Below are 24,438 nucleotides of genomic sequence, written 5' to 3' on the forward strand. Positions count from 1 at the left end.
TTAACTTATGCAGATAGTGTAATCAGATTACGCCCTTGCATTTCGGCAGGAACAGGAATCTGCATTAAATTGAGAATTGTCGGTGCTACATCTGCAAGCACACCACCTTCTGCAATTGTTGCTTGTGTTGGGCCAACATAGATAAACGGCACAAGCTCGGTTGTATGTTGAGTATGCACTTGCCCACTTTCGTAGTCTTGCATTTGTTCAACGTTACCATGGTCAGCAGTAATGAGCATATGGCCTTTTTTCGCCATAACTGCTTCATAGACACGACCTAAACAAGTATCAACCGCTTCAACTGCTTTAACCGCAGCATCAAACACACCCGTATGACCGACCATATCACCATTTGCGTAGTTCACAACCAATAAGTCGTATTCACCTGAATTAATTGCTTTAACCAACTCATCAGTGACTTCATAAGCACTCATTTCTGGCTTGAGGTCATATGTCGCAACGTTTGGAGATGGAATTAAAATACGCTTTTCACCCGGATATTCATCTTCACGACCACCGCTAAAGAAGAACGTTACATGCGCATACTTTTCAGTTTCGGCAATACGTAACTGGGTTTTACCTAAAGAAGATAAATACTCACCCAATGAGTTTTTGAGGGCTTCTGGCATATATGCAACTGGTGCATCAATGCTTGCCTGATAACGCGTTAACATCACAAACTTAGAAAGATTCGGTACAACTTTACGTTCAAAACCAGCAAAGTCTTTCTCTACAAATGCGCGAGTAATTTCACGAGCTCGGTCAGCACGGAAATTCATAAATACAACGCTATCACCATCTTGAACTTTAGCAATATCACCAATACGAGTCGCTTTTACAAACTCATCATTTTCGTTGGCTGCATAAGCTAATTCCAACCCTTCAACCGCTGTTTGTGCAGTACGAAGTGCTTCACCTTCGGTCAACAAGCGATAAGCTTGCTCAACGCGATCCCAACGGTTGTCACGGTCCATTGCAAAGTAGCGACCAATCATAGTTGCGATACGGCCTTGGCCCGGATATTGAGCAAATAATGCATCTAATTTTTCTAAAGACGGTTGAGCACTGCGTGGAGGTGTATCACGACCATCAAGGAAAGCGTGTAAATAAACTTTTGCACCGCGTTTTAATGCAAGCTCACACATCGCCACAATATGATCTTCATGTGAATGAACGCCACCTTCTGAAAGTAGCCCCATAATATGGACAGCACCGCCAGTAGCTTTGGCTTTTTCAACAGCGTCGATCAACACTTCATGTTTAAAGAAGTCACCAGTACGGATATCTTTAGTAATACGGGTAAAGTCTTGATATAGCACACGGCCAGCGCCAAGATTCATATGGCCGACTTCAGAATTCCCCATTTGACCATCAGGTAATCCAACATCTTCACCTGAACCAGAAATTAGACTATTCGGATGCTTGGCTTTCATTGCCGCCAAATTTGGTGTTTTTGCTGCAAGAAAAGCATTATCTTCAATCGCTTCACGGTGTCCAACACCATCCATAATGACCAGAACGTGAGGGATCTTGCCAGCAGTTGCATCCGTCATAATCAATTTCTCTTTTGTCTACAATTTCGTCACAATATCTTACCGAATTTTCGGTCAAGACTCTATTTATTCCTATGGCTTTCACCAATATCCGCGATTGATGAAAACCATAAATATCACTTATTTCTAGCGAGCGCGGTAAAGCAAATAACTTCCGGCACCAAACATTAGCAAGATAGGCACAAGTACGAACCATGCTGGAGATGGAGAATAAACCAAGCTCGCATAGCCCAAGAAATCCTGCAAATAATAGAAACTCAAACCAATAAACAATGCGATCACCAAACGGAAGCCCATCGATTGTTGACGTAACGGTCCAAAAATAAAAGAACATGCCACGAGAACTAATGCAATGAGTGAAAATGGCGAAGCAACTTTTTGCCAGAAAGCCAATTGATACGTCTTTGGTACCTGACTATATTCATCCATATAACGCATAAAGCTAATCAGTTGGCTTGGTGATAAATCTTCAGGATCTAAAGTCACCATGTGCACATATTTAGGCTGTAATGCTAAAGCAAGCGATTGTTCTTCATGGTCAGTTTTGATGGCATTTCCTGCCGCCAAAATGTCCATTTGTTCAGCTTTTTTCAAAGCCCATTGACCATTTTTAATAAACTGTCCTTGCTGAGCATTAATTAATGATTGCAAGTAATAGTTCTGGTCAAAGTCAACCACTTGAATGTCTCTTAAATTGCCTTGAGAGTTAGCGTAGTCGATATAGATAAATCGCTGCCCTTCACGTGACCAATAGCCTTTAACTTCACCTAAAGCAGCTACTGAACGATGGCTTTTAACACTTTGTGCTTTTTCATTGGTATAAGGAATAACCCATTCACTTAAAGCAAACGACAAAATAATAAGCAGTAAAGCTGAGCGCATAACCCAACCAACAATACGCCATAAGCTAACACCGACTGAACGCATAACAATGAGTTCACTACTCGTTGCCAATGAGCCCAGTCCAATCACAGCACCAATCAAGGCAGAGATAGGTAAAATTTCATAGAGATAGCGAGGAGCTCCCCACAAGACATAGACGAGAGCTTGCCATGCGTTATAGTCTGGTTTGAGCTCACCCAACTCGCCAAGATATGTAAATAAGACCTGAAGAATGGACAAAACAACTGTGGTGCCAAACATCGCAAGCGCAGTGGTTTTCGTCACATATTTAGCGACTATTCGACGTGCTAACATTATAATTTCACTCGCTTGATCTGTTTCTTGATTTTTGGCCCCAACTTCTGCTTACGTGAGAATAAGGCTGCAGCAACACCATACACAACTAACACGGCAGGATAAGCCCAAATATCGAGTTCTTCTTTACTAATACGAGTCTTGATTGCAATCATTAATACGATCAGACTGGAAAAAATAAAAATCGCCGGAATAAGACGGTAATAACGGCCTTGTCGTGGGCTCACCTCAGACAATGCCACTGATAGCATTAACGCAATAACAATGGTGAATGGCCCAAATAAACGCCATCCCAACTCACTTCTAATAACTGGATCATTCGTTTTTGAAAAGAGTTTTGTTGTTGATAGCGCTTCTACATCGCCACTCTCAAATTTAACATCTTTGTCATTTTCTAAACGTAGACGATAAGACTGGAACTCTGCTTGTGTATATTTTGGTTGTCCCGGGAATATTTCATAACGACGACCTTGTACCAGATCAACGACATTGGCAGTGTCATTTGCAACTTCTACACGAGTCGCTTCTTTTGCCAAAATCATAACATCTGGCTTATCTTCTTTAGCAGCGCGCTGATAAAAGAAAATATCCTTCAAATTCTTTCGGTCTTCTGACAATGACCCCGCATAGATCGTATATGGCCCAGAAGAAATAAACTCTCTTGGTCGAACCAAATCGAAACCTGTCCTTACGGCTTGTGTGGTTGTCAGTTTTTCAAACTCACGTAGTCCCCACGGCGTCATCCACAGCATAAGTACCGACTGAAACACCATATAAACCAGCGTCATTGGAATGAGTAATCGTGCTAATTGATGACGGCTTACACCACTACCATTCAATACAGCCATTTCATGGTCAACATATAAACGACCAAACACCAACATTAAACCAATGAAAAAACCCAATGGTAAAATGAGTGTTAGAAATTCAGGTAAACGATATCCAATGATGCTAAACAAGATACTGGCATCTAAACGCCCCTGCGCCGCCACACCAAAGTATTTGATCAGACGACCACCCATCATGATTAAGGTCAGTAAAGAAATGACCACCAATGAGGTAGAGACAACTTGCTTGACGAGATAACGCCGAATAATCAAAGTAATACTTCCAAAAGGCTAATCGGGACGTGTGCTAGTTTACCCGAATGTTAAAAATATAAAACCGCACATTGCAACGCTATGCTTGAAAGTGTTTCAATGTTTTAATCCAACATAACTTTCTATAGGCAATCACGGCAGCCATGAAATTTACAACTTATACAACTTTTCCCGAACAGACATCTAATGAATCTTTGTGGGTTTTAGTTGATTCAGAACAGCCACAAAGCAACATCAACACATATCAAATCAATAACCTAGAAAGCGTTCTTACTGCCACCCAATTCAAAGGCAACTTCAATGAAACTCTGCCTTTATTCGGTCAGATTTCAAATCAACCTCATAGCCAATTACTTGGACTAGGAAAAACAGCCGAACTTCAGGCGGTTAAGCTCGCTAAACTTGCCCAAACCATTATCAAATCGACACAAAATAAATTTAAGCATATCGCGATTGATATTGCTGCGTTACCTGTCGAATACCATTATTTATTCGCTTTAAGCTTAACTCAAGCAGCTTATGGTTATGATGAGTTTAAATCGAAAAAAAATGAATTTGTGTTACAACAGGTTGATTTAATTAGTTCAACGACGAGCCTCGATGAAAAACAACTGGCTTTAGTGCATGCCGTACAGTCTGGTCAGTCGTATGCACGTGACCTTGGCAACCGTCCAGGTAACATTTGCTTCCCTGAATATTTGGCAGAACAAGCATTAGCTTTAGCTGCAGAATTCCCTGACTTACTCAAAGTAACTGTCTTAAATGAACAGCAAATGGCTGATTTAGGTATGTATGCTTTTCTTGCAGTCAGCAAAGGATCTGAACGTCCGGGTCGTCTCGTAACACTCGAATATCAAGCACAAATTGATCAAGCGCCTGTTGTGCTTGTTGGTAAAGGCGTTACTTTTGATACAGGCGGTATTTCTTTAAAACCAGGCCTAGGCATGGATGAAATGAAGTTCGATATGTGCGGTGCAGCCTCTGTACTAGGTACTATTCGCGCGCTATGCGAGGCAAGACTTCCTATTCATGTCGTTGGAGCAATTGCAGCTGCGGAAAACATGCCTTCAGGTAAAGCAACTCGCCCAGGCGATATTGTGACAACCATGAGCGGACAAACTGTTGAAATTTTAAATACCGATGCGGAAGGTCGTTTGGTACTGTGCGACACATTGACCTATATCAAACGTTTCAATCCAGCAGTCGTGGTTGATATCGCAACATTAACTGGTGCATGTGTAGTCGCTTTAGGTAAAGTACTGAGTGGTTTGTTCTCACCAGATGATGCTTTAGCAGCTGAACTTCAACAAGCGGGTGAGCAATCATTTGACCGTGTATGGCGTATGCCAGTGATTGAGGATTATCAAGAATTACTTGATTCACCATTTGCTGACATTGCGAACATCGGCGGTCCATACGGCGGTGCAATTACGGCAGCATGCTTCCTTGAGCGCTTTACACGTGAGTACCGTTGGGCTCATTTAGATGTAGCAGGAACAGCATGGTTATCTGGTCCAGCTAAAGGTGCAACAGGTCGCCCAGTACCATTACTCATGCAATTTTTAGCGAATCGTGTAAATACGAATGGCTAAAGTTAGTTTTTATCTGTTTGAAACCAGTGAAGAACGGCAAGTCGATAGTGCTTGCCGTTTATGCCGAAAGATTTTACAGAAGCATCCTAAAATCTGGTGGTATTGCCCAGATGTGCAGCTACAACAAACTCTTGATGAAAGATTATGGGATTTCGACCCTGCAAGTTTCATTGCGCATGGCATTGACCAAGCTGAAGCTGCTGTATGTATTTCGGCTAAACAACCGCTTGAACAAGGCTTGTTAGTATTTAATTTTAACAATCATGCACTTGAACAAGTTGATCATTTTAGCCACATTATAGAAATTGTTGAAAATAATGAAACAGCCAAGCAAATTGGCCGAGAAAAATTTAAAATGTATCGCCGTTTGGGTATAGAACCGCGGACCTTTAAATTATAACGCGCTAAAATGTAAATACTGTTGAACAAAGGAGAAGCATGGTGGCATTAAATGTCGGGCAAGATTTTAAAAAAAGATGGTTAAATGCGCCTGAAGCTGTCCGTCATGCCTATCAACAAGATCTGGCACGTATTTGCGACCTATTAGAACCACAAACCCCTATTCAGCTTTGGGTTTTAAATGATGAAAAAGCGCAGTTAGAATCACAGCAAAAAATTGAACAAGCTTACGCGGACCTTAAGGCAGAGCTTATTGAGCAAGCACGTATCCGTCGTCAACTCGCTTTAGAAAAAGCACTTGCTGATAAACGTGCATCAGAAGCTGCTTATGCTGCGGAGTTGCAAGCAGACGAAATTCGCAAGTTTAATGAACAAACTGAAACATTACAGACATTACGTAGTCATTTAGAACAAGAAGTTGCAGAACAAACCGCACGTTATCAGAAAAACCCTGAAACCCCAGCCGTCAATTACTCTGCTGGCGTAAAACTTAGTATCACCGATGATCAAATCTTATCTGAGCTTGAAAGTTTACGCATTCGTTTAGAACTTGAAGCTGAAAACTTAATTGAAGAGTCTGTAGCGGCTTTCCGAGCCAAACTACATTCGGCAGCTCAAGAAGAAATTGAATATATTTTAAAGAACTCTAAGTTTTCTGATGAAAAAATAGAGAAGTAAAGTTTTTAAAACTTCTTCTGTCATAAAACTGACACCTATATGTCACAAAATGGACACAAATATTATTCTTGTAGATCAATTGATTATGACAATAGAAAGTAGTGATTTTAAGAGAATTAGTGAGGGTAAGAAATGGACATTCCGCATCAGATTTCCAAGCAACTTGAGCAGCTTAATCAGGGTGAGCAATGGACATTTTCAGCACAAGAACTTTATATGAGTCATAATGACTTTAATTCGCTTTCAATCTTGCTGACACGAGCGTCGGAAAAAGGTGAGTTTTCAATTACACGTACTCAGCATACTAAACCATGGGTTGGTACACATTCGGTTACTCTCACAAAGCATTAATTTTTAAAAATAAAAAAACCGGACATATGTTCCGGTTTTTTTATTTTGATGATCTGGCTTTTATTTTAAAAAACCATTTTCAGCTAAAAAAGCCATACTAATATTTGATTCAGTTTTTTGCTCAGCTGCTTTATCACCTAGCAATAAACGCTCGATATAACGCGCCAACACGTCGACTTCAAGGTTGACCTTACTACCTACTTGCCACGTTCCAATATTGGTACGTTCTGCAGTATGCGGAATCAAATTCAAGCTTAAAATATTTCCACGCAAGTGATTAATCGTTAAGCTAATTCCGTCAACGGTTACAGAGCCTTTTTCCGCCAAATATTTAGCAAGTTCTGTCGGTGCTGTAACTTCATAATAGATTGATCGAGCATCTTCACGCACTACGGTAATTTCACCTACGCCATCAACATGACCACTTACAATGTGCCCACCAAAGCGCGTTGTCGGTAACATTGCCTTTTCAACATTGACACGTTGCCCAACTTTCCAGTTACCTAAAGTCGTTCGATTTAAACTTTCACGGGAAACATCTGCTGCGTACCAGTTATCGCCCCATTCAATCACTGTAAGACAAATACCATTGGTTGCAATCGAATCACCCAAATGTACATCAGACATATCCAGATCAGTCTGAATACGTAGACGTACATCACCACCTACACTTTGCAGGCTTTCAACTTTACCTAAACTTTCAATGATGCCTGTAAACATGGCTCAATCTCCAAATCTTTTTACACTGCTTAAATTGCAGCGCTTACCAAAGTGCGAGCTGTGTACTATTACCTGAGGTATCTACACCACCTAGCTCGGCAAAGTGGTAAAGCTGGCCTAATAACTGACGTAATGGTGGTCCTGACTTGGCATGAGTATCCGTAATCACAATAAACTCAAGCACGCGTGCACGTTCAGACTGTCGTTGTTTACTCACTCGATAGCGCGGAACATCTTGTGTTAACAAGGTCACTTTGCCTCGTTCCAGATTGGCCATAAGCAAATCTTTCGGCTCGATATTACCATCAGTTGAATAGCTGGTCAGAATATAGCGTGCATTGATCGTTGAAAGTAATTTCTCATACGCATCTTTTGCATGTTTAGAAGAGTTATATGGGCTTGGACGTTCTTTACGCCATGCTCTATCAATACCACTCTTATAACCTTTGGTATCTGGTGAAGGTAAATCCACCTGATCCCATAAAGTTAATGCATTTAAAACGTGGTAATTACTACTATATGCGTGTTGGTTATATGGTGGATCGAGATAGGCAACATCAACCTCAAAACCACTCATTTGATTTGCTAGATGTTGTGAATCTACACACCACATTTCAGCAGCCGGACGTTTGCGATCACCAATCTCACAAAAACGGCTCGGTGTTAACCAAAGTAATGATTCAATTCGTTCTAAAGCAGTTTGAGTACGTCCGCCCCACCCTTGGTGGAAGCTTTTAAATACACCACTCGTGTTACTGACAAAACTAGCTGAATAGAGCAATGGCGCAAGCAAAGCACTCATCTCTACATCATTAATTGCACCTTGTGCCTGCCATGTTGCAATCTGCTGACGAATTGCATCGATACGCATACCGTTACGGCGTTTAAAGAATAAACGGTCACGAGTTGGATCGTATACATCATCGTTACGTGGACAAAGATTATGCGTTACCCAACCTTTAACTTCAGGTAGGCGATTTAAATAGTCGATTGCCTTTTGATAGCTACCTAATTCTTTAAAAGCAGGCGCATCTACACAGGCTAAAATCGCATGATTTAAAGCATGACTATAAGGTTCCCAGTCATTCGCAATCACACGGTAACCATTTTGACGTGCTAAACGAGATACAACGCCACTGCCGGCAAAGAAATCGGCAAAAATCGGTGGATTCTTTTTCTTGCTATTCAGTGTCCCTGTAATTTCAAGGGCTTCTAAAATTAGATGGAGCAATCGGCGCTTGTTACCCAAGTACGGCACAAGCTGATGGAAAAGATATTCGTCTGTCGTACGGGCTGCATGACGACGTTTGTGATAAACCGAAGGCTCTGAATTCATACTTTCTCTTGCGTAGGGATTAACCTTAAGCGTATATCTTGATCAATTTGTGTCACATCAAGAAGTGTAAAACGAAGTTGCTCTGCCATATATTCAAACTCTGCATTGAACATGGCCCTTGCACTTTTCCCCAATAAGGTCGGGGCAATATAACTGATCAATTCATCCACCAAACCTTCTTGCAAAAAGGCAGTAGACAATGTTGCGCCAGCTTCAACCAACACATCATAAATTTGATGTTGCTTAGATAGGGTCTTTAACAGCATTTTTAAAGGCTGAATTTCTAATTGTATCACGCCTAAATCAGCAAGTTCTTGACGATACGGCCCCATTACCATCACAGTTTCAGGATTCTCTAAGATCTTAGCGTTAAGTGGTAAACGTCCTTGGCGGTCTAAAACGATACGTTTTGGCTGAGCAACCATCTCGATATCAAAATTATTGAGTGAACGCACGTTAAGCTGACAATCATCTGCAATCACAGTTTCAATACCTGTAATCACTGCTCCAGAAATGGCACGCCAATGTTGTACATCTTGGCGCGCAGCCGAACCGGTAATCCACTTCGACTCACCTGATGCCATTGCAGTACGCCCATCTAAACTTGAGGCTACCTTTAAACGTACATAAGGCATGCCTGTAGACATTGCCTTTAAAAAACCTTGATTAAGTTTTGATGCTAAATCTTCACAAATGCCAACTTCTACTTCAATTCCAGCATTTTTTAAAATCTGAACACCTTTGCCCGCAACCAATGGATTTGGATCAGGACAAGCAACCACTACTTTTTTAACTTGAGCTTTCACCAATGCTTCGGCACAAGGAGGGGTTCTACCATAATGCGCACATGGTTCAAGCGTAACGTAAGCTGTTGCACCTTGTGCATGTTCACCCGCCTCGCGTAAGGCGAAAACTTCTGCGTGTGGCTGACCTGCTTTAGGATGAAAACCTTGGCCAATTAACTGATCATCTTTGACAATTACACAACCAACATTTGGGTTAGGCTTGGTCGAATATAGTCCTCGTTTGGCAAGTTCAATAGCTTGCTGTATCCAATACTGATCTTGTTTCAACTCAGACATAAAAATCTCAAATGATTAGTGTTCACGTTGCTGCATTTGCTCTATTTGACGGCGAAACGCTTCAACATCCTGAAAATCTTGATAGACAGAAGCAAATCGGACGTAAGCAACATGGTCAAGGGCAAATAAAGATTGCATGACGATTTCGCCAATTGTTCTAGATTTCACATCACGCTCACCTAAACGGCGAATCTGCAACTGAATATCACTTAAAACTGTTTCGATCTGCTCTTGTGTGACCGGACGTTTTTGTAAAGCATGCATTAACGAACGACGTAGTTTGGCCTCATCGAAAGGTTCATTTTTTCCATTCGATTTGATCACACGGGGCATTACCACTTCATAGCTTTCAAAAGTGGTAAAACGTTCACCGCAACTTACACACTCACGACGTCGACGAATCTGACAGCCTTCGGCGGCTAAACGTGAATCGATGACTTTACTATCTGCGGCGTTGCAAAATGGACAATGCATAGCGGATTTATAGGGTCGATTACTTTGACCTAGTGTAGCAAAATTTCTACACTTACAGAACCAGCATTCTTCAAGACAAAAAAACAGTCCTGAGCAAGATCAAAGCATCGCTTTGATCACAGCGCAAGACTGTTCTTTTAAGACAGCAGATATATTAATGATTATTCAATACGTTCGCCATGTTGGCTTAAATCCAGACCCATGCGCTCATCATCAGCATTAACACGGATACCAATCACAAGATCAATCACTTTAAGAATAACGAAAGTCGCGATACCGCTGTAAACCATGGTTGCCAATACGCCTTCAACTTGTACCCATAATTGGCCAGCGAATGTTGGAGCTAATGCAACGTTGGCTGCTTTAATAATTTCGTCACTGTAGAATACGCCTGTTAAAATCGCACCGACAATACCACCTACCGCATGCAAACCAAACGCATCCAAAGCATCATCGGCTTTAAGTAAGCGTTTAAGTGCTGTAATACCCCAGAAGCACACTACGCCACCAATAAGGCCCATCACTAAAGCACCGCCTACCCCAACAAAACCTGCTGCTGGTGTAATCACAACTAAACCAGCTACCGCACCAGAAGCACCACCTAATACAGATGCTTTGCCACGAATCATACGTTCAACAACTAACCAAGAGAATGCAGCAGCGGCAGCAGCAACTTGAGTCACTAAAATTGCCATACTTGCACGAGCACCAGCGCCTAGAGCACTACCACCGTTAAAGCCGAACCAACCTACCCAAAGTAAGCTTGCACCCACTACAGTTAAAGTCAGGTTATGGGGAGCCATAGATTCGCGGCCAAGGCCAATACGTTTTCCAAGCATGTAAGCAGCAACTAGACCTGCAACACCTGAGTTGATATGTACAACTGTACCACCAGCAAAATCTAATGCACCTGCTTTAAATAACCAGCCATCTGCAGCCCACACCCAGTGGGTAATTGGTGCGTAGACAACGAGCACCCAAACTGCAATAAACACCATGAAAGCTGAATACTTCATACGGTCTGCAATAGAACCGCTAAGGATCGCAACTGTAATAATGGCAAAAGTCATTTGGAAAATAACAAAGAGACTTTCAGGAATTGTCCCACTTAATGCATCAAACGCCACCCCGTTTAGCATTGCTTTAGACAAATCACCAAAAAATGCACCTGTGCCAGAGAACGCGATTGAATAACCAGCAATCACCCACAGCAAACTTACCAAGATTGCAGCTGAAAGGCTGAACATCATCGTACTGAGTACATTTTTTTTACGTACCATACCGCCATAGAATAATGCCAATCCAGGAATGGTCATTAATAGAACCAATGCGGTTGAAACTAAAATCCAAGAGGTATCACCCGTATCAAGCGTAGGTGTCGGTGCTGGAGCTGCTGGAGTTTCAGCAACTGGTGCTTCTGCAGTAGTAGTTGCAGTAGCTGGAGATGTTGATGCAGCCGCAACTTCCGATGTTGGCGTTGTTACAGCTTCTTCTGCCCAAACGGCAGTACCACCCAAAAGAGCGCCTGATAGACTGAGCGCCATAAGCATTTTTTTCATTCGTGTCCCCCAACCTCATTTGCGAGTTATTTTCTACTCAGCAAGCTTTGTGCCAATTTAGACAGCATCCGGTCCAGTTTCACCCGTACGGATACGGATTACTTGTTCCAGGTTAGTCACAAAAATCTTACCATCGCCGATTTTTCCAGTGCTTGCGACACGTGTAATTGATTCAATTACTGCGTCGACCATTTCATCACTAATCGCAATCTCGATTTTTACTTTAGGTAAGAAATCAACCACATACTCCGCGCCACGGTAGAGTTCAGTATGCCCTTTTTGACGACCAAAACCTTTAACTTCAGTTACGGTAATCCCTTGTACACCAATGTCAGAGAGTGCTTCACGCACGTCATCCAATTTAAACGGTTTTACAATTGCAGTTACAAGCTTCATGTTTGTTTCCTTCGGCTTCTTTTCACCAGTAAGGTTTTATGTTCAATTTTCATGCCAATATTTCAAAGGTTGAGGGAAATGAATCTTTTGCATGAACTTTCTTTATAACCTATTTAGTGAGCAAGATGTAGATGAGCTATCAAAAATAAAATGAATTTTCAGTAGTGTTATATGCTGATTTAATGATCTATTTGCACTAAAAAAATTGAAACCTATATCCAGCGCTTAAGCAGTGTTAAACTGTAAAGCATAAGGTAATACAACACTTTGGATATTTCATGCTAGAAACTTTGCTACAGGCCATTCTGGAACAAATTGATGAGCCTAAAAAAGATTTGGAAAAAAATTTACGTGCATTATTAAATGAAGCAGTCGAAAAGTTGGATCTTGTTTCCAAACAAGAGATCGACCGTCAAAAGACTGCACTTCAATCAGCCAATCAACGTTTAGAAGAGCTACAAAGACAAGTAAGTTTGTTAGAAGAAACTTTAAAGAATAAAAAATAAGCACCAACGTAGCGCATTTATACTTTACAACGATTAAAAATGAAGCACCATAATGGAACAATAAGATGTCTTTTTCTAAAATTTATACACGGGGACTTTTAGGTTTACATGCGCCTCTGATTGAAGTTGAGGTACATGTGAGTCAAGGCTTACCTTCTCTTACTATTGTCGGCCTAGCAGAGGCGGCGGTAAGAGAAAGTAAAGACCGGGTTCGCTCAGCCATTATTAATAGTGGATTTCAATTTCCAACTAAAAGATTGACCATTAATCTTGCACCAGCAGATTTGCCCAAAGATGGTTCACGTCTAGATTTACCTATTGCTATAGGTATTTTAATTGCATCTGGCCAGCTCCCAGAAAACTGTGCCGAAGATTTTGAATTAATTGGTGAATTAGCTTTAGATGGCCATGTAAGACCAGTGTCAGGTACTTTAACTTTGGCAATGGCGTGTCAACAGGCCAAGCATAAAATGCTTTTACCTCTCGATAATAGTCAGGATATTAGCCATTTACCGAATCTTGAATGTTATCCAGTGAGCCATTTAAAAGAAGTTTGTGATCATTTTCTGGGCATGAAATCGCTATCTTCGATTGAACCTGCAGTGAACTCAAACCAAATGCCTTATAAATTTGATCTGGCAGATGTAAAAGGTCAGCTACGTCCACGTCGCGCACTAGAAATAGCCGCGGCAGGCGGACACTCGCTGCTCTTTAAAGGGCCACCAGGTACAGGTAAGACTTTACTCGCTTCACGCCTTCCTTCAATTTTGCCACCGCTTTCTAATCAAGAGACGCTTGAAGTTGCGAGTATTTATTCTATTTCAAATACACCGCATACCTTTGGACAGCGTCCATTTCGAGCGCCCCACCATACAGCATCAGCGATTGCACTAGTTGGGGGCGGCTCACATCCTAAACCGGGTGAAATTACTTTATCTCATTTAGGGGTTTTGTTTTTAGATGAACTCCCCGAGTTTGACAGAAAAGTGCTAGAAGTCTTACGTCAGCCACTTGAATCAAAAGAAATCATTATTTCACGTGCAGCTCGGCAAATTACCTATCCTGCAAACTTTCAGCTCATTGCAGCAATGAATCCTTGTCCATGTGGTTATGCGTTTAATCAAGACAGCCGTTGCCAATGCTCACCAGAGAGTATTAAGCGCTATCAAAACCGTATATCAGGGCCATTACTTGACCGTATCGATTTGCATATTGATGTACCTCCTTTAAAAGCTCAGGAACTGCAAGATCCAACGCCTGCTGAAGACTCTACAACTGTACGGCAACGTGTGATTTATGCTTATGAACAACAAATGCAAAGACAAGATTGTTTAAATCAAGCACTTTCACCGAAACAACTCGAGCAATATGCTGTACTTGATAGTACTTCTCAACGAATGATTGAAATGGCTCAGCAACGTTTGAATCTGTCGGCTCGTGCTTATCATCGTGTTTTAAGAGTTGCTCGTACCATTGCCGATTTGGCTCAAAGTGAGGTGATCCAAAGTCCTCATCTTACAGAAGCACTCTCTTATCGAGGTAATCACTCTTAAAATAAAACAGCGGATTATGAGTCCGCTGTTCTTTTATTAAGAGCTTCATTTAAGGTCTCAATTAAGGAAGTAATTTCTTTCTCTGATAGAGCAGCGAAACCAAAACGAATACAACAATTAGAAGACTCGATTTGTTTAAACTTATGCTCTGTATCAATGTTGAGTTCTTTTAATTTTATAAGCTGATCTTGAGTAAATGGTTTCTGGAACTTCACCCATAAAGCCATTCCACCTGCAGGTGGCTGTATTAGCACACTCTCTGCAAAAACTCGACGGAACTCATTTAATGCATGGTCACGGCGTAGCTGATATATCTTTTTCATTTTGCGGATGTGCCGTTTTATTTCACCTCGCTGCATTAAGTCCGCTAACGCAAGTTCCGTAATATTATTGCCTTGTCGATCAATCACTAAAATATCTTCAGTAATCGATTGAATGATTATTGGAGACGCTACCATATATCCCAATCGGACGCCGGGTGCAAAGACCTTAGACAATGAGCCAATATGAATGACCAATTCAGAATGAGGCAAACTTGCTAAGGGTGGCATAGGCCGGCTGTCATAATGGAATTCGTGGTCATAGTCGTCTTCAATAATATAAAAGCCCCTTTTTTTTGAAAGCTCCAAGAGTTGAAGACGACGATTCATTGGCATCGTGACAGTTGTAGGATATTGATGATGCGGAGTTGTATAAATGGCAGCTACGGGATGTTCTTGTAAAATCCGTTCTAAATCTTCAATGACAATACCTTGTTCATCTAATTTAACAGAAACCACTTGAAAGCCATTTGACTGAAATGCTTTAAAAGCAGATGGATAATATAATTCCTCAATAACGATCACACCCTGCCGATTGGGTAATGCTCGAGAGGCAAGAAAAATTCCCATCTGGCTACCACGCACAATACAAATCTCATCTTCGGCAACATTCATAAAACGTTCCATCGACAACATTTGTTGTAAAGCCTGTCTTAGCTCAACCATACCTCGTGGATCACCATATCCCATGTACTGGTTTTGTGTAATTTTAATCAGTGCATGACGATAGGCCCGTGAAAATAGTTCGTAGGGAATAAGCCGTGGATCTGGCACACCATCGTTATGTGGAGGTTGAATCACTTCTTGAATGATTGGTTTATCATTAACTTTTCGTTCAGATACTGGCTCTATTTGAAGCTGTTTTTCCGGCAAAACATCCGCTACAAATGTACCTTTTCGGGGACGAGTCACAAGCCAACCTTGTGCTTCTAATTCTTCGTAAACTGCTTGTACGGTTTTTCGATTAATTTCTAGTTCTTTTGACAAGCTACGAGACCCGGGCAGCATAGTCCCCTGCACTAAACGGCCACTTAAAATTTCCTGACTAATTAGGTTAGTAAGCTTTAGAAAAACCGTTTTTTCTTCTCTTTCATCGATACGAAAATGTACTTGCCAAGGTCTTAGCATATTCGCCCCATCTGGACCATATAACTTATGAAAACTGGATGTATTGATTCATCCAGTTGTTTTCTATTCTGCCTTCACCTACTTAATTTGGTCAACTGGACTGGAGAAGAGATGAAGACTGCTTCTGTAAACAAACAAGACCTCATGCAACACGCACAGCAAGACATGCAAAAGTGGATTAGCGACTCAGTTTTAAGTGATCGTCAAAAGCTTGCACTCACTTGTCGTATTTTATTTGATCATGGTCATGATGCTGGTTTGGCAGGTCAAATTACATGCCGTAGTGAAAATAAAGAAACCTTTATTACCCAACGTTTCGGTTTAGGTTTTGATGAAATTACTGCTTCAAACTTACTTGAAGTGAACCAGGATTTAGAACCCATCAATCAAGAAGGAATGGCAAACCCAGCCAATCGTTTTCACACATGGATTTATAAAGAACATCCAGAGGTGAACTGCATTATCCATACGCATCCTACCCATGTTGCTGCTCTCTCCATGCTTCAGATTCCACTCATGATTTCCCAAATGGACGTTTGCGCACTTTACGAAGACTGCTCCTTTGTAGGCCAATGGCCGGGAGTTCCTGTGGGCAATGAAGAAGGTATTTTGATTTCTTCTGCTTTGGGTAAAAACCGTGCTGTTTTGTTGTCTCACCATGGACAACTAGTTACAGGAAAAACCATTGAAGAAGCCTGCAACTTGGCGCTTCTAATTGAACGTGCAGCTCAACTGCAACTGCTAGCCATGTCTGCAGGGCAAATTCAGCCAATCCCCCACGATTTAGCAACAGAAGCGCATGACTGGGTGTCTACCGATAAACGCAACAAAGTGAACTTTGCTTACTACGCACGTAAAGCTTTGAAAAAACATTCTGACTGTATTTAAAAAGAGACCTCAATCATGAAACTAAACGGCATTATTGGCTATCCTGTTACCCCTTTTTCTGATGATAACACCATTAACCTTCCTGTTCTAAAGCAGATGCTCGATTTGCTTATTGAAAATGGCTGTGATGCGATTGCACCTTTGGGTAGTACTGGTGAAAGTGCTTATCTTGAATGGGATGAGTGGTGCTTAGTCGCTAAAACTTCGATTGAAAGCATTAATAAACGTGTACCTGTCATTATTGGGATTTCAGAACTCACCACTGATCAAGCCATCAAAAAAGCGCAGATCGCGCAAAGCTATGGTGCAGATGCACTTATGGTGATTCCTGTATCTTATTGGAAGCTAACAAATCAAGAGATTTTTGAATATTATCAATCGATTGCACAAGCGACGACTTTGCCGATTATGATTTATAACAACCCCGCGACCAGTGGTGTTGATATGTCTCCAGAGTTAATTGTGCGTATGTTTAACAACATTGCAAATATTACGATGGTGAAAGAAAGCAGCGGTGATATCCAACGTATGCATAAAATTCAAGAACTCTCAAAAGGTGAACTTCCATTTTATAACGGCTGCAACCCTCTAGCTTTAGAAGCTTTATGTGCTGGAGCAAGTGGTTGGTGTACAGCAGCACCAAATCTGTTAGGTCAACAACCTCAACAACTTATCGAACATGTAAAAAATGGTGAATTAGAACAAGCCCAGAAGTCATTTTATCAGCAGCTTCCTCTACTACGCTTTATTGTCAACGGTGGTTTACCTAAAACGATTAAAGCTGGTTTACAACTAAAAGGTGTTGCTGCGGGTTTACCACGCAAGCCATTATCTAAAGCTACGGATATTGAGCTTAACCAGTTAAAACAGCTACTTTCTGAAATAGAAAACTAATAAAAAAGCGGGTTATTCACCCGCTTTTTTAAAACTCAAACTTAGAATGTTTTAGTTAAACTAAACACCAAGCCTGTGTCATAAGGTTTTTTACCAGCATCAGTCATACCAGAAGTACTAATGTCTGTACCAACAACATCTAACTCAGCAACAATACCTAAAATGTTATAGTTGACGCCAACTTTATAATCGATATAGCTATCATCTTTACCAGGGCCACCACCAACTACGGCTAAAGCTTCTTTATTTTTGAATTTGTTATAACCAACTGAAGCAAGTCCTGTAAATCCTGTATCTGCAATTGGCGCAGAATAACCGACATTAAAATACCAGAACTGCTTAGAATTAGCCCAGTAGTCATCTGAATAGTTCACACCTACACTGAGTGCATCGCCTTTAAGTAAAGAATTAGCAAAAGTTAATTTACCGTAAACTTCATTAAAATCTAGACCATTTTTACCATCATAACCTATGCCATTACGGTCAAAACTATGACCAGAACCAATATAACCATAATGAATTACACCGATATCATACGTTGGCGCAAGCGTATCGGATAATTTTAAAGTATTGGTATATCCCAACGCGACATCAGTTTCTGTTGAGTTCCCAGTTACACCAAAATCAACACTTGAGCCCCAGAGCGATAAATAAGCTCCTGACTTGTGTGAAAAAGTGAACCCACCTTGAATAGCTGGGTTATTTGAAGATTGAGTAACACCGCGGAAACGGTAGTCTGTGGTCGCGGCTACATTACCTGTTGCCGTGATTCCATAAAAAGATGGAGCATCTTCAGCCATAGCCATAGTTGACCCTGCTGCAAAGATACCAAGAGTTACTGCCTTAAGTGCAAATTTCATCATTTTGATCTCCCCCACAATGAATGCACGATTTATAGGAATTAAACAAATTGTGTTACTTGAGCTTTAGCAATTGCTGTGCCAAGTACAAATTTGCTATCAGTGCTCTTCATTAATTTTGAGATCAAACTCACTTTATTATAAAATTTCTCTGTAATTTTTATAAAAATATATCTATAAAAAACATAGTGATAAAATAAAATTCTTATGCGACAAAAAATACTAAACATACGAAAACCCCTTATCGGAAATTAATGAGCGAGGCGTGAAGTATTCATTTGTTGCACATAAATTTTCTATTTAATCTTAGAGGAGAGATATAAAAAATATGTAAATTTCTGGAGGACAGTGCTTGTAATGATCTGTGATTGCGCATTTCTACTCATTGGATTTGTTTATTTATTCCTTGTTTAAAGTAGATGTACTATTTTGGGTCTTTTTTAAGCAATAATATGGATAAAAAGAGTAGTGCACAAAATACAAGCAACGTATTGCACTAAATTTGATCAACCCAAACATATTCTATTGATCAACTGTTAGTGATCTATTTTTGTACATTCCATTTTTAAAATAACGTTATATAGTAATAATTTAAAAGGTATAAAAATAAAAGTGACGAAAAAAGAAACTTAAAATAAGATTAAAAAGTAAACATATCCAACAAAAAAGCGTAAAAAATAAACACAAGATTCAACTATTTTTTGAAGTTTAAATATAAAATAAATGGTAAAAATCCACTAAAAAATAAATTACTTTTTTTATTTTAAACAATAGATTAAGTATAAAAGACTATTAGTAAATTTATTAATAACCAGTAGCACATTAATCAATTTCTGCATAGCATATATAAAATAAAATCAACAAAAATATATCTTTTTTATAGATTACTTATACAATTGATGGAAATCCTAGGCTTTGAACAATAACAAGGCACAGGATTTATCGTTTTTATGAGGTTCTTTAAATATGCTAAAAGCACAAAAACTTACATTAGCAGTTCTCATTTCTGCGGCAATAATTTCCTCAGCTCAGGCAAGCGAGCAAAGTGAGGCAAAAGGATTTGTTGAAGATGCGAACGGTTCTATTCTCTTCCGTACCGGTTATATCAGTCGTGATAAAAAAGATGGAAGGGCTGATAATAGCTCATTTGCTCAAACGGCAATTGTAAATATCGACTCTGGCTTTACTCCTGGTATTGTTGGTTTCGGTGTTGGCGTTGTTGGTGACGGCTCATTTAAAATCGGCGAAAATAAAAACGCTGGTAATAACATGATTCCACAACATAACGATGGTTCAGCTTACGATCATTGGGCGCGTGGTGGTGCTAACGTAAAAGCACGTTTCTCAAATACAACTGTACGTTATGGTACTCAAGTGCTTGATTTGCCTGTGCTTGCAAGCAACACGGCTCGTTTAGTACCTGAATATTTCACTGGTACTTTGTTAACTAGCCATGAAATTAAAGACTTAGAAGTGGTTGCTGGTAAATTTACTAAAAACCAATATTCTGACCAAATTGCTACTGACCAAAATGGTTTAGACCGCGCTGTGGTTTGGGGTGCAAAATATAAGTTTGACGATCAAATCAGTGGTTCTTACTACGGTGTTGATGTAAAAGACAAACTTAATCGTCATTATGTCAATGTGAACTACAAGCAACCGCTTGCTAATGACAGCTCACTTACTTATGACTTCAGTGGTTATCATACTAAATTTGATAAAGATGCTAATCTTTCGTACGCGACTGGCCCAGCTGGTGAAGACAAAACCAACAATATTTGGGCAATTTCAGGTACTTATGCGACTGGCCCACATAGTGTGATGCTGGCGTACCAACAAAACAGCGGTAACATTGGTTATAACTATGGTGTAAACCAAGACGGCGGTCAAAGTGTTTACTTGCCAAACTCTTATTTGTCTGACTTCATTGGTAATGATGAAAAATCTGCACAAATCCAATATAACCTCGACTTTGGGAAGTTAGGTGTATTACCTGGTCTAAACTGGACTACAGCTTATGTGTATGGCTGGGATATCAAAACATCTAACGGTGCAGACGACTCAAACGAAAGCGAATTCTTCAACCAAGTAAAATATACAGTTCAAAGTGGTTTTGCTAAAGGTTCAAGCTTACGTTTACGTAATTCGATCTACCGTGCAGACAGCGCTTATACTACAGACTATATGCCAGATACTAATGAATGGCGTATCTTCCTTGATATTCCTGTGAAATTATTCTAATTCACAAATCTATCAAGCATAAAAAAACCTACGTCTGGCAACAGATGTAGGTTCTTTATTAAGCTCAGAATATCAATTCAGAAATTCTGAGCTTATCAATTAAAGCTTATTTAGCAGCTTCAATTGCTTTTAATACTTCTGCTTTAGCAACATCAGCACCTTCCCAACCACTGATTTTTACCCACTTACCTGGTTCTAAATCTTTATAGTGACTGAAGAAATGCTCAACTTGGCTAATCAATAACGGAGGAAGATCTGTATATTCCTTCACGTCTTTGTAAAGTGGAGATAATTTTTCGTGTGGAACAGCGATTAATTTCGCATCAATACCACCATCATCTTCCATGTTTAATTTGCCCACTGGACGGCAACGAATTACAGAACCAGCAGCAACAGGATGTGGAGTTACAACAAGTACGTCTAGTGGGTCGCCATCTTCAGACAAAGTATTTGGAACATAGCCATAGTTTGCTGGATAGAACATTGCTGTACCCATGAAACGGTCTACAAACAATGCATCAGAATCTTTATCGATTTCATATTTAATTGGTGCTGCATTTGCAGGAATTTCAATGATGACATAGATGTCATTTGGCGCATCTTTACCTGCTGGGATATTGCTGTAACTCATATCAATACTCTTTCGTTATGAAGTCAGATGTAAAATCCACTCGATTATAGCGTGGATATCATCAAAATGATGCCGATTATACAATGGGCACACGCGAAAGTTGATATGAATGATGACAGAATGACACTCAAGTCAGTTTAATCGTGACCACAAGTAAAAAGATTGGACACAATATCGATAAGAACCAAACAATAGAGCGTAAAGTTGCCCAGTTACTTAAATAGCAAATGCCATAAATAACTCTTAAAATAATATATGCCCAACCTAATCTCAGAATAAAATATTCCGGAACAACCATATATTCAGCCATTAAAATAGCAGTTAAGAATAAAGGTAGGCTTTCAAAGCTATTTTGTTGTACGGCATTAGCGCGAGCAGCAAGGCCTGTTGTTTTAGCCAAAAAAGCTCTCGGATTTTGATTATCGACGGGCTGGAAACCACCTGTAAATTTTGCAATTACGGTAAATGCGTATGGCAGCAAACATGCCACTAAAATAATATAGATAATGCCGCTGATGCCCTGCATAGTGCCATCCATCACTGAAAATACTGTTGATCATGCTATCATAACATTGCGTTTTTACCTGAAATTTTATGCAATCACTTGTCATCACTGATTAATAGGGCCATATATGCAACAACCTGATCAAAAAGAATTGTTTGACGTCTTAGAGAAGCAAAAACAAAATCAACTTCAGGTAGACCGTATATTAAAAATCGTACTTCCTATTGTCGCTTTTTTATTGAGTGTGATTTGTGCAAATCTAAATTGGCAATCGACACTGGGCACCTTTGTTATTTTAACAATTACTTTTATTGCAGTCGGTATTAAACGACTTCCTTTATGGCATTGGTTAATTGTGATTACCCTATATTGCCTAGCAGATAATTATTTAAGTTATGGTCAGCTCGATTTAACTCATTTGCGTTTGCAATTGGGCACAATGCTAGTTTTTGTTGGGATGGTAGGAATTGGTCGTCCTTACATAGACCGCTGGTTTATGAAGAGCCACAACAAAATGTAAAAACAAAAAAAGCGCCCTAAGGCGCTTTTTTATTAACTTTTTAGGCTGGCTTACGTAAGTCTTTACGTAAGATTTTGCCTACGTTTGATTTAGGTAATTCATCCATAAACTCAACATAACGAGGGCGTTTATAACCTGTTAAGTTTTCTTTAGCAAAGTTCAAAATTTCTTCGGTCGTTAAGCTTTGGTCTTTTTTCACGATAAAGAGTTTTGGCACTTCACCTGATTTTTCATCAGGAACACCAATTGCTGCAACTTCCAATACTTTTGGATGTTTAGCAATAACTTCTTCAATTTCGCTTGGATAAACGTTAAAGCCAGAAACCAAAATCATATCTTTTTTACGGTCTACAATTTTAGTATATCCACGGCTATCCATAACGCCGATATCACCAGTACGGAAGAAACCGTCTGCAGTCATGACTTTCGCAGTCTCATCAGGACGCTTCCAATAGCCTTTCATGACTTGAGGACCACGAATAGAGATTTCACCTTGCTCACCTAAGGCGACTTCTTTACCGTCATCATCTAAAATAGCAACTTCTGTTAAAGGTAATGGAATACCAATTGTGCCGCTAAATTCAGTAGATGCAGGAGGATTTGCAGTCGCTACCGGAGAAGTCTCAGACAAACCATAACCTTCAATAATGGTTGTACCAGTAATCTTCTTCCACGCTTCTGCTGTAGAAGGTAGAACTGCCATACCACCGCCCATCGCCATTTTTAGATTGCTATGGTCAAGTTGTTTAAATTCTTCATTATTCACTAAAGCATTAAATAATGTATTTACTGCTGGGAAGAATGATGGCTGATATTTACGTAATTCATTAATTACCGCTGGTAAATCACGTGGGTTCGGAATCAAGATATTTGCCTGACCTTTATACATACCGTACATCGCGCAAACCATGAACGCAAAAATATGATAAAGCGGTAATGCGCAAACAATACGGTCGCCTTTAGCGCCATCGTTTGCACCAAATTTACTTTGGAAGATACCATCACACTGTAAAAGGTTAGCAACCAAATTAAGATGTGTTAATTCCGCACCTTTTGAAACACCTGTAGTACCACCCGTATATTGAAGCACGGCAGTATCACTTAAAGTTAAATTTGGACGCTTATAACTACTCGGGCTTTCTTTATTTAATGCTGTATTAAATTTAACGTATCCTGGAATATTCCAAGCAGGAATTTGCTTACGTACTTTACGTAATACGAAATTTACTAATGTACCTTTAAGCGTACCAAGCATATCTCCTACTGTCGCAACCACAACATGTTTCACAGGAGTTTTACCTAAAATGCTTTGGTAAACACTGGCAAAGTTTTCGATAATCACGAGTACTTCTGCACCTGAGTCATTTAATTGATGCTCAAGCTCACGCGCAGTATAAAGTGGGTTTACATTCACTAATACTAAGCCTGCACGTAACACAGCTAATGCAACTACAGGATATTGCAATACGTTCGGCATCATCACGGCCACACGAGTTCCCTTTGCTAACCCCAAATTTTGCAAATAGGTCGCGAACTTACGGCTTGCAAGTTCCAACTCGTTAAATGACATCGCTTTATCCATAAAGATAAAGGCATCACGAGAACCAAATTTTTGGAAATTACTCTCAAAAATATCAACAAGAGAGGTATTTTCCGCAGGCAATGCTACTGTTTCTGGAATCCCTGTTTTTTGGTATTCTGCAAACCAAATCTTTTCCATAATGCCATTATCTCCGATTCGTAATCCTTAGTAATAACTGTTATTCAATGCCCCAGCTATTCTTTAGCTTCTTGGTGCCAGAACATATTTAAAACTTATTGGCACATTCATGACACTTTCGAACAAGATTATGAGACAGAAGTTTTGACAATTTGACCCTGTCAAATTTTTTGCATGGAGTACAAATTGCGTACTCCAAATTGCTGTCCTTTTAATCGTTATCCAATACCAATAA

General features: G+C 40.0%; 25 protein-coding genes. 10 read left to right on the forward strand and 15 right to left on the reverse strand.

Going from position 1 to position 24,438, the window contains the following annotated elements:
• Positions 1–5: 5 nt before the first annotated feature.
• The 3 genes from gpmI to lptF all read right to left on the reverse strand — a co-directional run bounded on the left by gpmI (position 6) and on the right by lptF (position 3,850).
• The gene (gene gpmI, locus KIP84_RS17425; RefSeq protein WP_199978403.1) at positions 6–1,553 is read right to left on the reverse strand and encodes a 2,3-bisphosphoglycerate-independent phosphoglycerate mutase; all 1,548 of its coding nucleotides are present in this window, start codon (positions 1,551–1,553) and stop codon (positions 6–8) included.
• A gap of 126 nt (positions 1,554–1,679) precedes the next feature.
• Positions 1,680–2,750 carry an LPS export ABC transporter permease LptG gene (lptG, locus tag KIP84_RS17430; protein WP_002121203.1) on the reverse strand — a complete coding sequence of 357 codons (1,071 nt, stop codon included), beginning with the start codon at positions 2,748–2,750 and terminating at the stop codon, positions 1,680–1,682.
• Positions 2,750–3,850 (reverse strand): LPS export ABC transporter permease LptF, encoded by a 1,101-nt coding sequence (gene lptF, locus KIP84_RS17435; RefSeq protein WP_002121169.1) that lies wholly within the window; start codon positions 3,848–3,850, stop codon positions 2,750–2,752. Before lptF ends, lptG begins: the two co-directional genes overlap by 1 nt.
• A 143-nt stretch (positions 3,851–3,993) precedes the next feature.
• Between lptF and KIP84_RS17440 the strand changes: the two genes are divergently transcribed.
• The 4 genes from KIP84_RS17440 to KIP84_RS17455 all read left to right on the forward strand — a co-directional run bounded on the left by KIP84_RS17440 (position 3,994) and on the right by KIP84_RS17455 (position 6,870).
• Entirely contained in the window at positions 3,994–5,442 is a 1,449-nt protein-coding gene (locus KIP84_RS17440; protein WP_087400384.1) for a leucyl aminopeptidase, read from the forward strand.
• A complete protein-coding gene (locus tag KIP84_RS17445; RefSeq protein ID WP_002121193.1) occupies positions 5,435–5,842 on the forward strand; it encodes a DNA polymerase III subunit chi in 408 nt (135 codons plus the stop codon). Before KIP84_RS17440 ends, KIP84_RS17445 begins: the two co-directional genes overlap by 8 nt.
• A 38-nt stretch (positions 5,843–5,880) precedes the next feature.
• Entirely contained in the window at positions 5,881–6,519 is a 639-nt protein-coding gene (locus KIP84_RS17450) for a hypothetical protein (protein WP_213688985.1), read from the forward strand.
• A gap of 132 nt (positions 6,520–6,651) precedes the next feature.
• Positions 6,652–6,870: a hypothetical protein gene (locus KIP84_RS17455; protein WP_002121224.1), complete on the forward strand. Its 219-nt coding sequence runs from the start codon at positions 6,652–6,654 to the stop codon at positions 6,868–6,870.
• A 60-nt stretch (positions 6,871–6,930) separates the two neighbouring features.
• On the opposite strand, the gene KIP84_RS17460 is transcribed toward KIP84_RS17455, so the two are convergent.
• The 6 genes from KIP84_RS17460 to glnK form a co-directional block, all read right to left on the reverse strand.
• A complete protein-coding gene (locus KIP84_RS17460) occupies positions 6,931–7,590 on the reverse strand; it encodes a riboflavin synthase (RefSeq protein WP_002121149.1) in 660 nt (219 codons plus the stop codon).
• A 43-nt stretch (positions 7,591–7,633) separates the two neighbouring features.
• On the reverse strand, positions 7,634–8,926 hold the full coding sequence (locus KIP84_RS17465; protein ID WP_213688986.1) for a DNA adenine methylase: 1,293 nt from the start codon (positions 8,924–8,926) through the stop codon (positions 7,634–7,636).
• Positions 8,923–10,008 (reverse strand): bifunctional diaminohydroxyphosphoribosylaminopyrimidine deaminase/5-amino-6-(5-phosphoribosylamino)uracil reductase RibD, encoded by a 1,086-nt coding sequence (gene ribD / locus KIP84_RS17470; RefSeq protein ID WP_213688987.1) that lies wholly within the window; start codon positions 10,006–10,008, stop codon positions 8,923–8,925. Before ribD ends, KIP84_RS17465 begins: the two co-directional genes overlap by 4 nt.
• A gap of 15 nt (positions 10,009–10,023) precedes the next feature.
• Entirely contained in the window at positions 10,024–10,482 is a 459-nt protein-coding gene (gene nrdR / locus KIP84_RS17475; protein WP_000543541.1) for a transcriptional regulator NrdR, read from the reverse strand.
• Between the two features lie 161 nt (positions 10,483–10,643).
• On the reverse strand, positions 10,644–12,041 hold the full coding sequence (locus KIP84_RS17480; RefSeq protein WP_017385861.1) for an ammonium transporter: 1,398 nt from the start codon (positions 12,039–12,041) through the stop codon (positions 10,644–10,646).
• A gap of 57 nt (positions 12,042–12,098) precedes the next feature.
• Positions 12,099–12,437 (reverse strand): P-II family nitrogen regulator, encoded by a 339-nt coding sequence (glnK, locus tag KIP84_RS17485; RefSeq protein ID WP_000780326.1) that lies wholly within the window; start codon positions 12,435–12,437, stop codon positions 12,099–12,101.
• A 278-nt stretch (positions 12,438–12,715) separates the two neighbouring features.
• Here glnK and KIP84_RS17490 point away from each other — a divergent pair, with 278 nt between their 5' ends.
• Together KIP84_RS17490 and KIP84_RS17495 are read left to right on the forward strand one after the other, a co-directional pair.
• Complete coding sequence (locus tag KIP84_RS17490; protein WP_046812233.1) at positions 12,716–12,943, forward strand: accessory factor UbiK family protein; 228 nt, start codon at positions 12,716–12,718, stop codon at positions 12,941–12,943.
• 65 nt (positions 12,944–13,008) lie between these two features.
• On the forward strand, positions 13,009–14,496 hold the full coding sequence (locus KIP84_RS17495) for a YifB family Mg chelatase-like AAA ATPase (RefSeq protein WP_213688988.1): 1,488 nt from the start codon (positions 13,009–13,011) through the stop codon (positions 14,494–14,496).
• A 14-nt stretch (positions 14,497–14,510) separates the two neighbouring features.
• Here KIP84_RS17495 and KIP84_RS17500 read toward each other — a convergent pair whose 3' ends face one another.
• A complete protein-coding gene (locus KIP84_RS17500) occupies positions 14,511–15,944 on the reverse strand; it encodes a PLP-dependent aminotransferase family protein (protein WP_213688989.1) in 1,434 nt (477 codons plus the stop codon).
• Positions 15,945–16,055: 111 nt separating this feature from the next.
• Here KIP84_RS17500 and KIP84_RS17505 point away from each other — a divergent pair, with 111 nt between their 5' ends.
• Together KIP84_RS17505 and KIP84_RS17510 are read left to right on the forward strand one after the other, a co-directional pair.
• Complete coding sequence (locus KIP84_RS17505) at positions 16,056–16,832, forward strand: aldolase (RefSeq protein ID WP_213688990.1); 777 nt, start codon at positions 16,056–16,058, stop codon at positions 16,830–16,832.
• A 15-nt stretch (positions 16,833–16,847) separates the two neighbouring features.
• On the forward strand, positions 16,848–17,726 hold the full coding sequence (locus tag KIP84_RS17510) for a dihydrodipicolinate synthase family protein (protein ID WP_213688991.1): 879 nt from the start codon (positions 16,848–16,850) through the stop codon (positions 17,724–17,726).
• Positions 17,727–17,767: 41 nt separating this feature from the next.
• On the opposite strand, the gene KIP84_RS17515 is transcribed toward KIP84_RS17510, so the two are convergent.
• Positions 17,768–18,589, reverse strand: coding sequence for a TorF family putative porin (locus KIP84_RS17515; protein ID WP_213072847.1), 822 nt, complete (start codon positions 18,587–18,589; stop codon positions 17,768–17,770).
• Positions 18,590–18,627: 38 nt separating this feature from the next.
• On the reverse strand, positions 18,628–18,816 hold the full coding sequence (locus KIP84_RS17520; protein WP_044102661.1) for a hypothetical protein: 189 nt from the start codon (positions 18,814–18,816) through the stop codon (positions 18,628–18,630).
• Positions 18,817–19,552: 736 nt separating this feature from the next.
• Between KIP84_RS17520 and KIP84_RS17525 the strand changes: the two genes are divergently transcribed.
• Complete coding sequence (locus KIP84_RS17525; RefSeq protein WP_068564769.1) at positions 19,553–20,827, forward strand: OprD family outer membrane porin; 1,275 nt, start codon at positions 19,553–19,555, stop codon at positions 20,825–20,827.
• Between the two features lie 106 nt (positions 20,828–20,933).
• Here KIP84_RS17525 and ppa read toward each other — a convergent pair whose 3' ends face one another.
• Together ppa and KIP84_RS17535 are read right to left on the reverse strand one after the other, a co-directional pair.
• Positions 20,934–21,458, reverse strand: a complete 525-nt coding sequence (gene ppa, locus KIP84_RS17530) for an inorganic diphosphatase (protein WP_002121243.1) — start codon at positions 21,456–21,458, stop codon at positions 20,934–20,936.
• Between the two features lie 127 nt (positions 21,459–21,585).
• Entirely contained in the window at positions 21,586–21,984 is a 399-nt protein-coding gene (locus KIP84_RS17535; RefSeq protein ID WP_002121258.1) for an MAPEG family protein, read from the reverse strand.
• Between the two features lie 106 nt (positions 21,985–22,090).
• Between KIP84_RS17535 and KIP84_RS17540 the strand changes: the two genes are divergently transcribed.
• Positions 22,091–22,483 carry a hypothetical protein gene (locus KIP84_RS17540; protein ID WP_033851266.1) on the forward strand — a complete coding sequence of 131 codons (393 nt, stop codon included), beginning with the start codon at positions 22,091–22,093 and terminating at the stop codon, positions 22,481–22,483.
• A gap of 40 nt (positions 22,484–22,523) precedes the next feature.
• On the opposite strand, the gene KIP84_RS17545 is transcribed toward KIP84_RS17540, so the two are convergent.
• Positions 22,524–24,203: a long-chain-fatty-acid--CoA ligase gene (locus KIP84_RS17545; protein WP_213688992.1), complete on the reverse strand. Its 1,680-nt coding sequence runs from the start codon at positions 24,201–24,203 to the stop codon at positions 22,524–22,526.
• Positions 24,204–24,438 lie beyond the last annotated feature (235 nt).

Source organism: Acinetobacter sp. BHS4 (genome assembly GCF_018454425.1).
Lineage (GTDB): Bacteria > Pseudomonadota > Gammaproteobacteria > Pseudomonadales > Moraxellaceae > Acinetobacter > Acinetobacter pittii.

Bases quoted from the DNA above. Each gene is read 5' to 3' on its own strand.
- KIP84_RS17540 (WP_033851266.1), top strand. From the start codon at position 22,091: ATGCAACAACCTGATCAAAAAGAATTGTTTGACGTCTTAGAGAAGCAA.
- ribD (WP_213688987.1), bottom strand. From the start codon at position 10,008: ATGTCTGAGTTGAAACAAGATCAGTATTGGATACAGCAAGCTATTGAA.
- nrdR (WP_000543541.1), bottom strand. From the start codon at position 10,482: ATGCATTGTCCATTTTGCAACGCCGCAGATAGTAAAGTCATCGATTCA.
- KIP84_RS17455 (WP_002121224.1), top strand. From the start codon at position 6,652: ATGGACATTCCGCATCAGATTTCCAAGCAACTTGAGCAGCTTAATCAG.
- KIP84_RS17525 (WP_068564769.1), top strand. From the start codon at position 19,553: ATGCTAAAAGCACAAAAACTTACATTAGCAGTTCTCATTTCTGCGGCA.
- KIP84_RS17535 (WP_002121258.1), bottom strand. From the start codon at position 21,984: ATGCAGGGCATCAGCGGCATTATCTATATTATTTTAGTGGCATGTTTG.
- KIP84_RS17440 (WP_087400384.1), top strand. From the start codon at position 3,994: ATGAAATTTACAACTTATACAACTTTTCCCGAACAGACATCTAATGAA.
- KIP84_RS17465 (WP_213688986.1), bottom strand. From the start codon at position 8,926: ATGAATTCAGAGCCTTCGGTTTATCACAAACGTCGTCATGCAGCCCGT.
- gpmI (WP_199978403.1), bottom strand. From the start codon at position 1,553: ATGACGGATGCAACTGCTGGCAAGATCCCTCACGTTCTGGTCATTATG.
- lptG (WP_002121203.1), bottom strand. From the start codon at position 2,750: ATGTTAGCACGTCGAATAGTCGCTAAATATGTGACGAAAACCACTGCG.
- KIP84_RS17490 (WP_046812233.1), top strand. From the start codon at position 12,716: ATGCTAGAAACTTTGCTACAGGCCATTCTGGAACAAATTGATGAGCCT.
- KIP84_RS17520 (WP_044102661.1), bottom strand. From the start codon at position 18,816: ATGTTTAGTATTTTTTGTCGCATAAGAATTTTATTTTATCACTATGTT.
- KIP84_RS17545 (WP_213688992.1), bottom strand. From the start codon at position 24,203: ATGGAAAAGATTTGGTTTGCAGAATACCAAAAAACAGGGATTCCAGAA.
- KIP84_RS17450 (WP_213688985.1), top strand. From the start codon at position 5,881: ATGGTGGCATTAAATGTCGGGCAAGATTTTAAAAAAAGATGGTTAAAT.
- glnK (WP_000780326.1), bottom strand. From the start codon at position 12,437: ATGAAGCTTGTAACTGCAATTGTAAAACCGTTTAAATTGGATGACGTG.
- KIP84_RS17495 (WP_213688988.1), top strand. From the start codon at position 13,009: ATGTCTTTTTCTAAAATTTATACACGGGGACTTTTAGGTTTACATGCG.
- KIP84_RS17500 (WP_213688989.1), bottom strand. From the start codon at position 15,944: ATGCTAAGACCTTGGCAAGTACATTTTCGTATCGATGAAAGAGAAGAA.
- KIP84_RS17460 (WP_002121149.1), bottom strand. From the start codon at position 7,590: ATGTTTACAGGCATCATTGAAAGTTTAGGTAAAGTTGAAAGCCTGCAA.
- KIP84_RS17480 (WP_017385861.1), bottom strand. From the start codon at position 12,041: ATGAAAAAAATGCTTATGGCGCTCAGTCTATCAGGCGCTCTTTTGGGT.
- KIP84_RS17505 (WP_213688990.1), top strand. From the start codon at position 16,056: ATGAAGACTGCTTCTGTAAACAAACAAGACCTCATGCAACACGCACAG.
- KIP84_RS17515 (WP_213072847.1), bottom strand. From the start codon at position 18,589: ATGATGAAATTTGCACTTAAGGCAGTAACTCTTGGTATCTTTGCAGCA.
- KIP84_RS17510 (WP_213688991.1), top strand. From the start codon at position 16,848: ATGAAACTAAACGGCATTATTGGCTATCCTGTTACCCCTTTTTCTGAT.
- ppa (WP_002121243.1), bottom strand. From the start codon at position 21,458: ATGAGTTACAGCAATATCCCAGCAGGTAAAGATGCGCCAAATGACATC.
- KIP84_RS17445 (WP_002121193.1), top strand. From the start codon at position 5,435: ATGGCTAAAGTTAGTTTTTATCTGTTTGAAACCAGTGAAGAACGGCAA.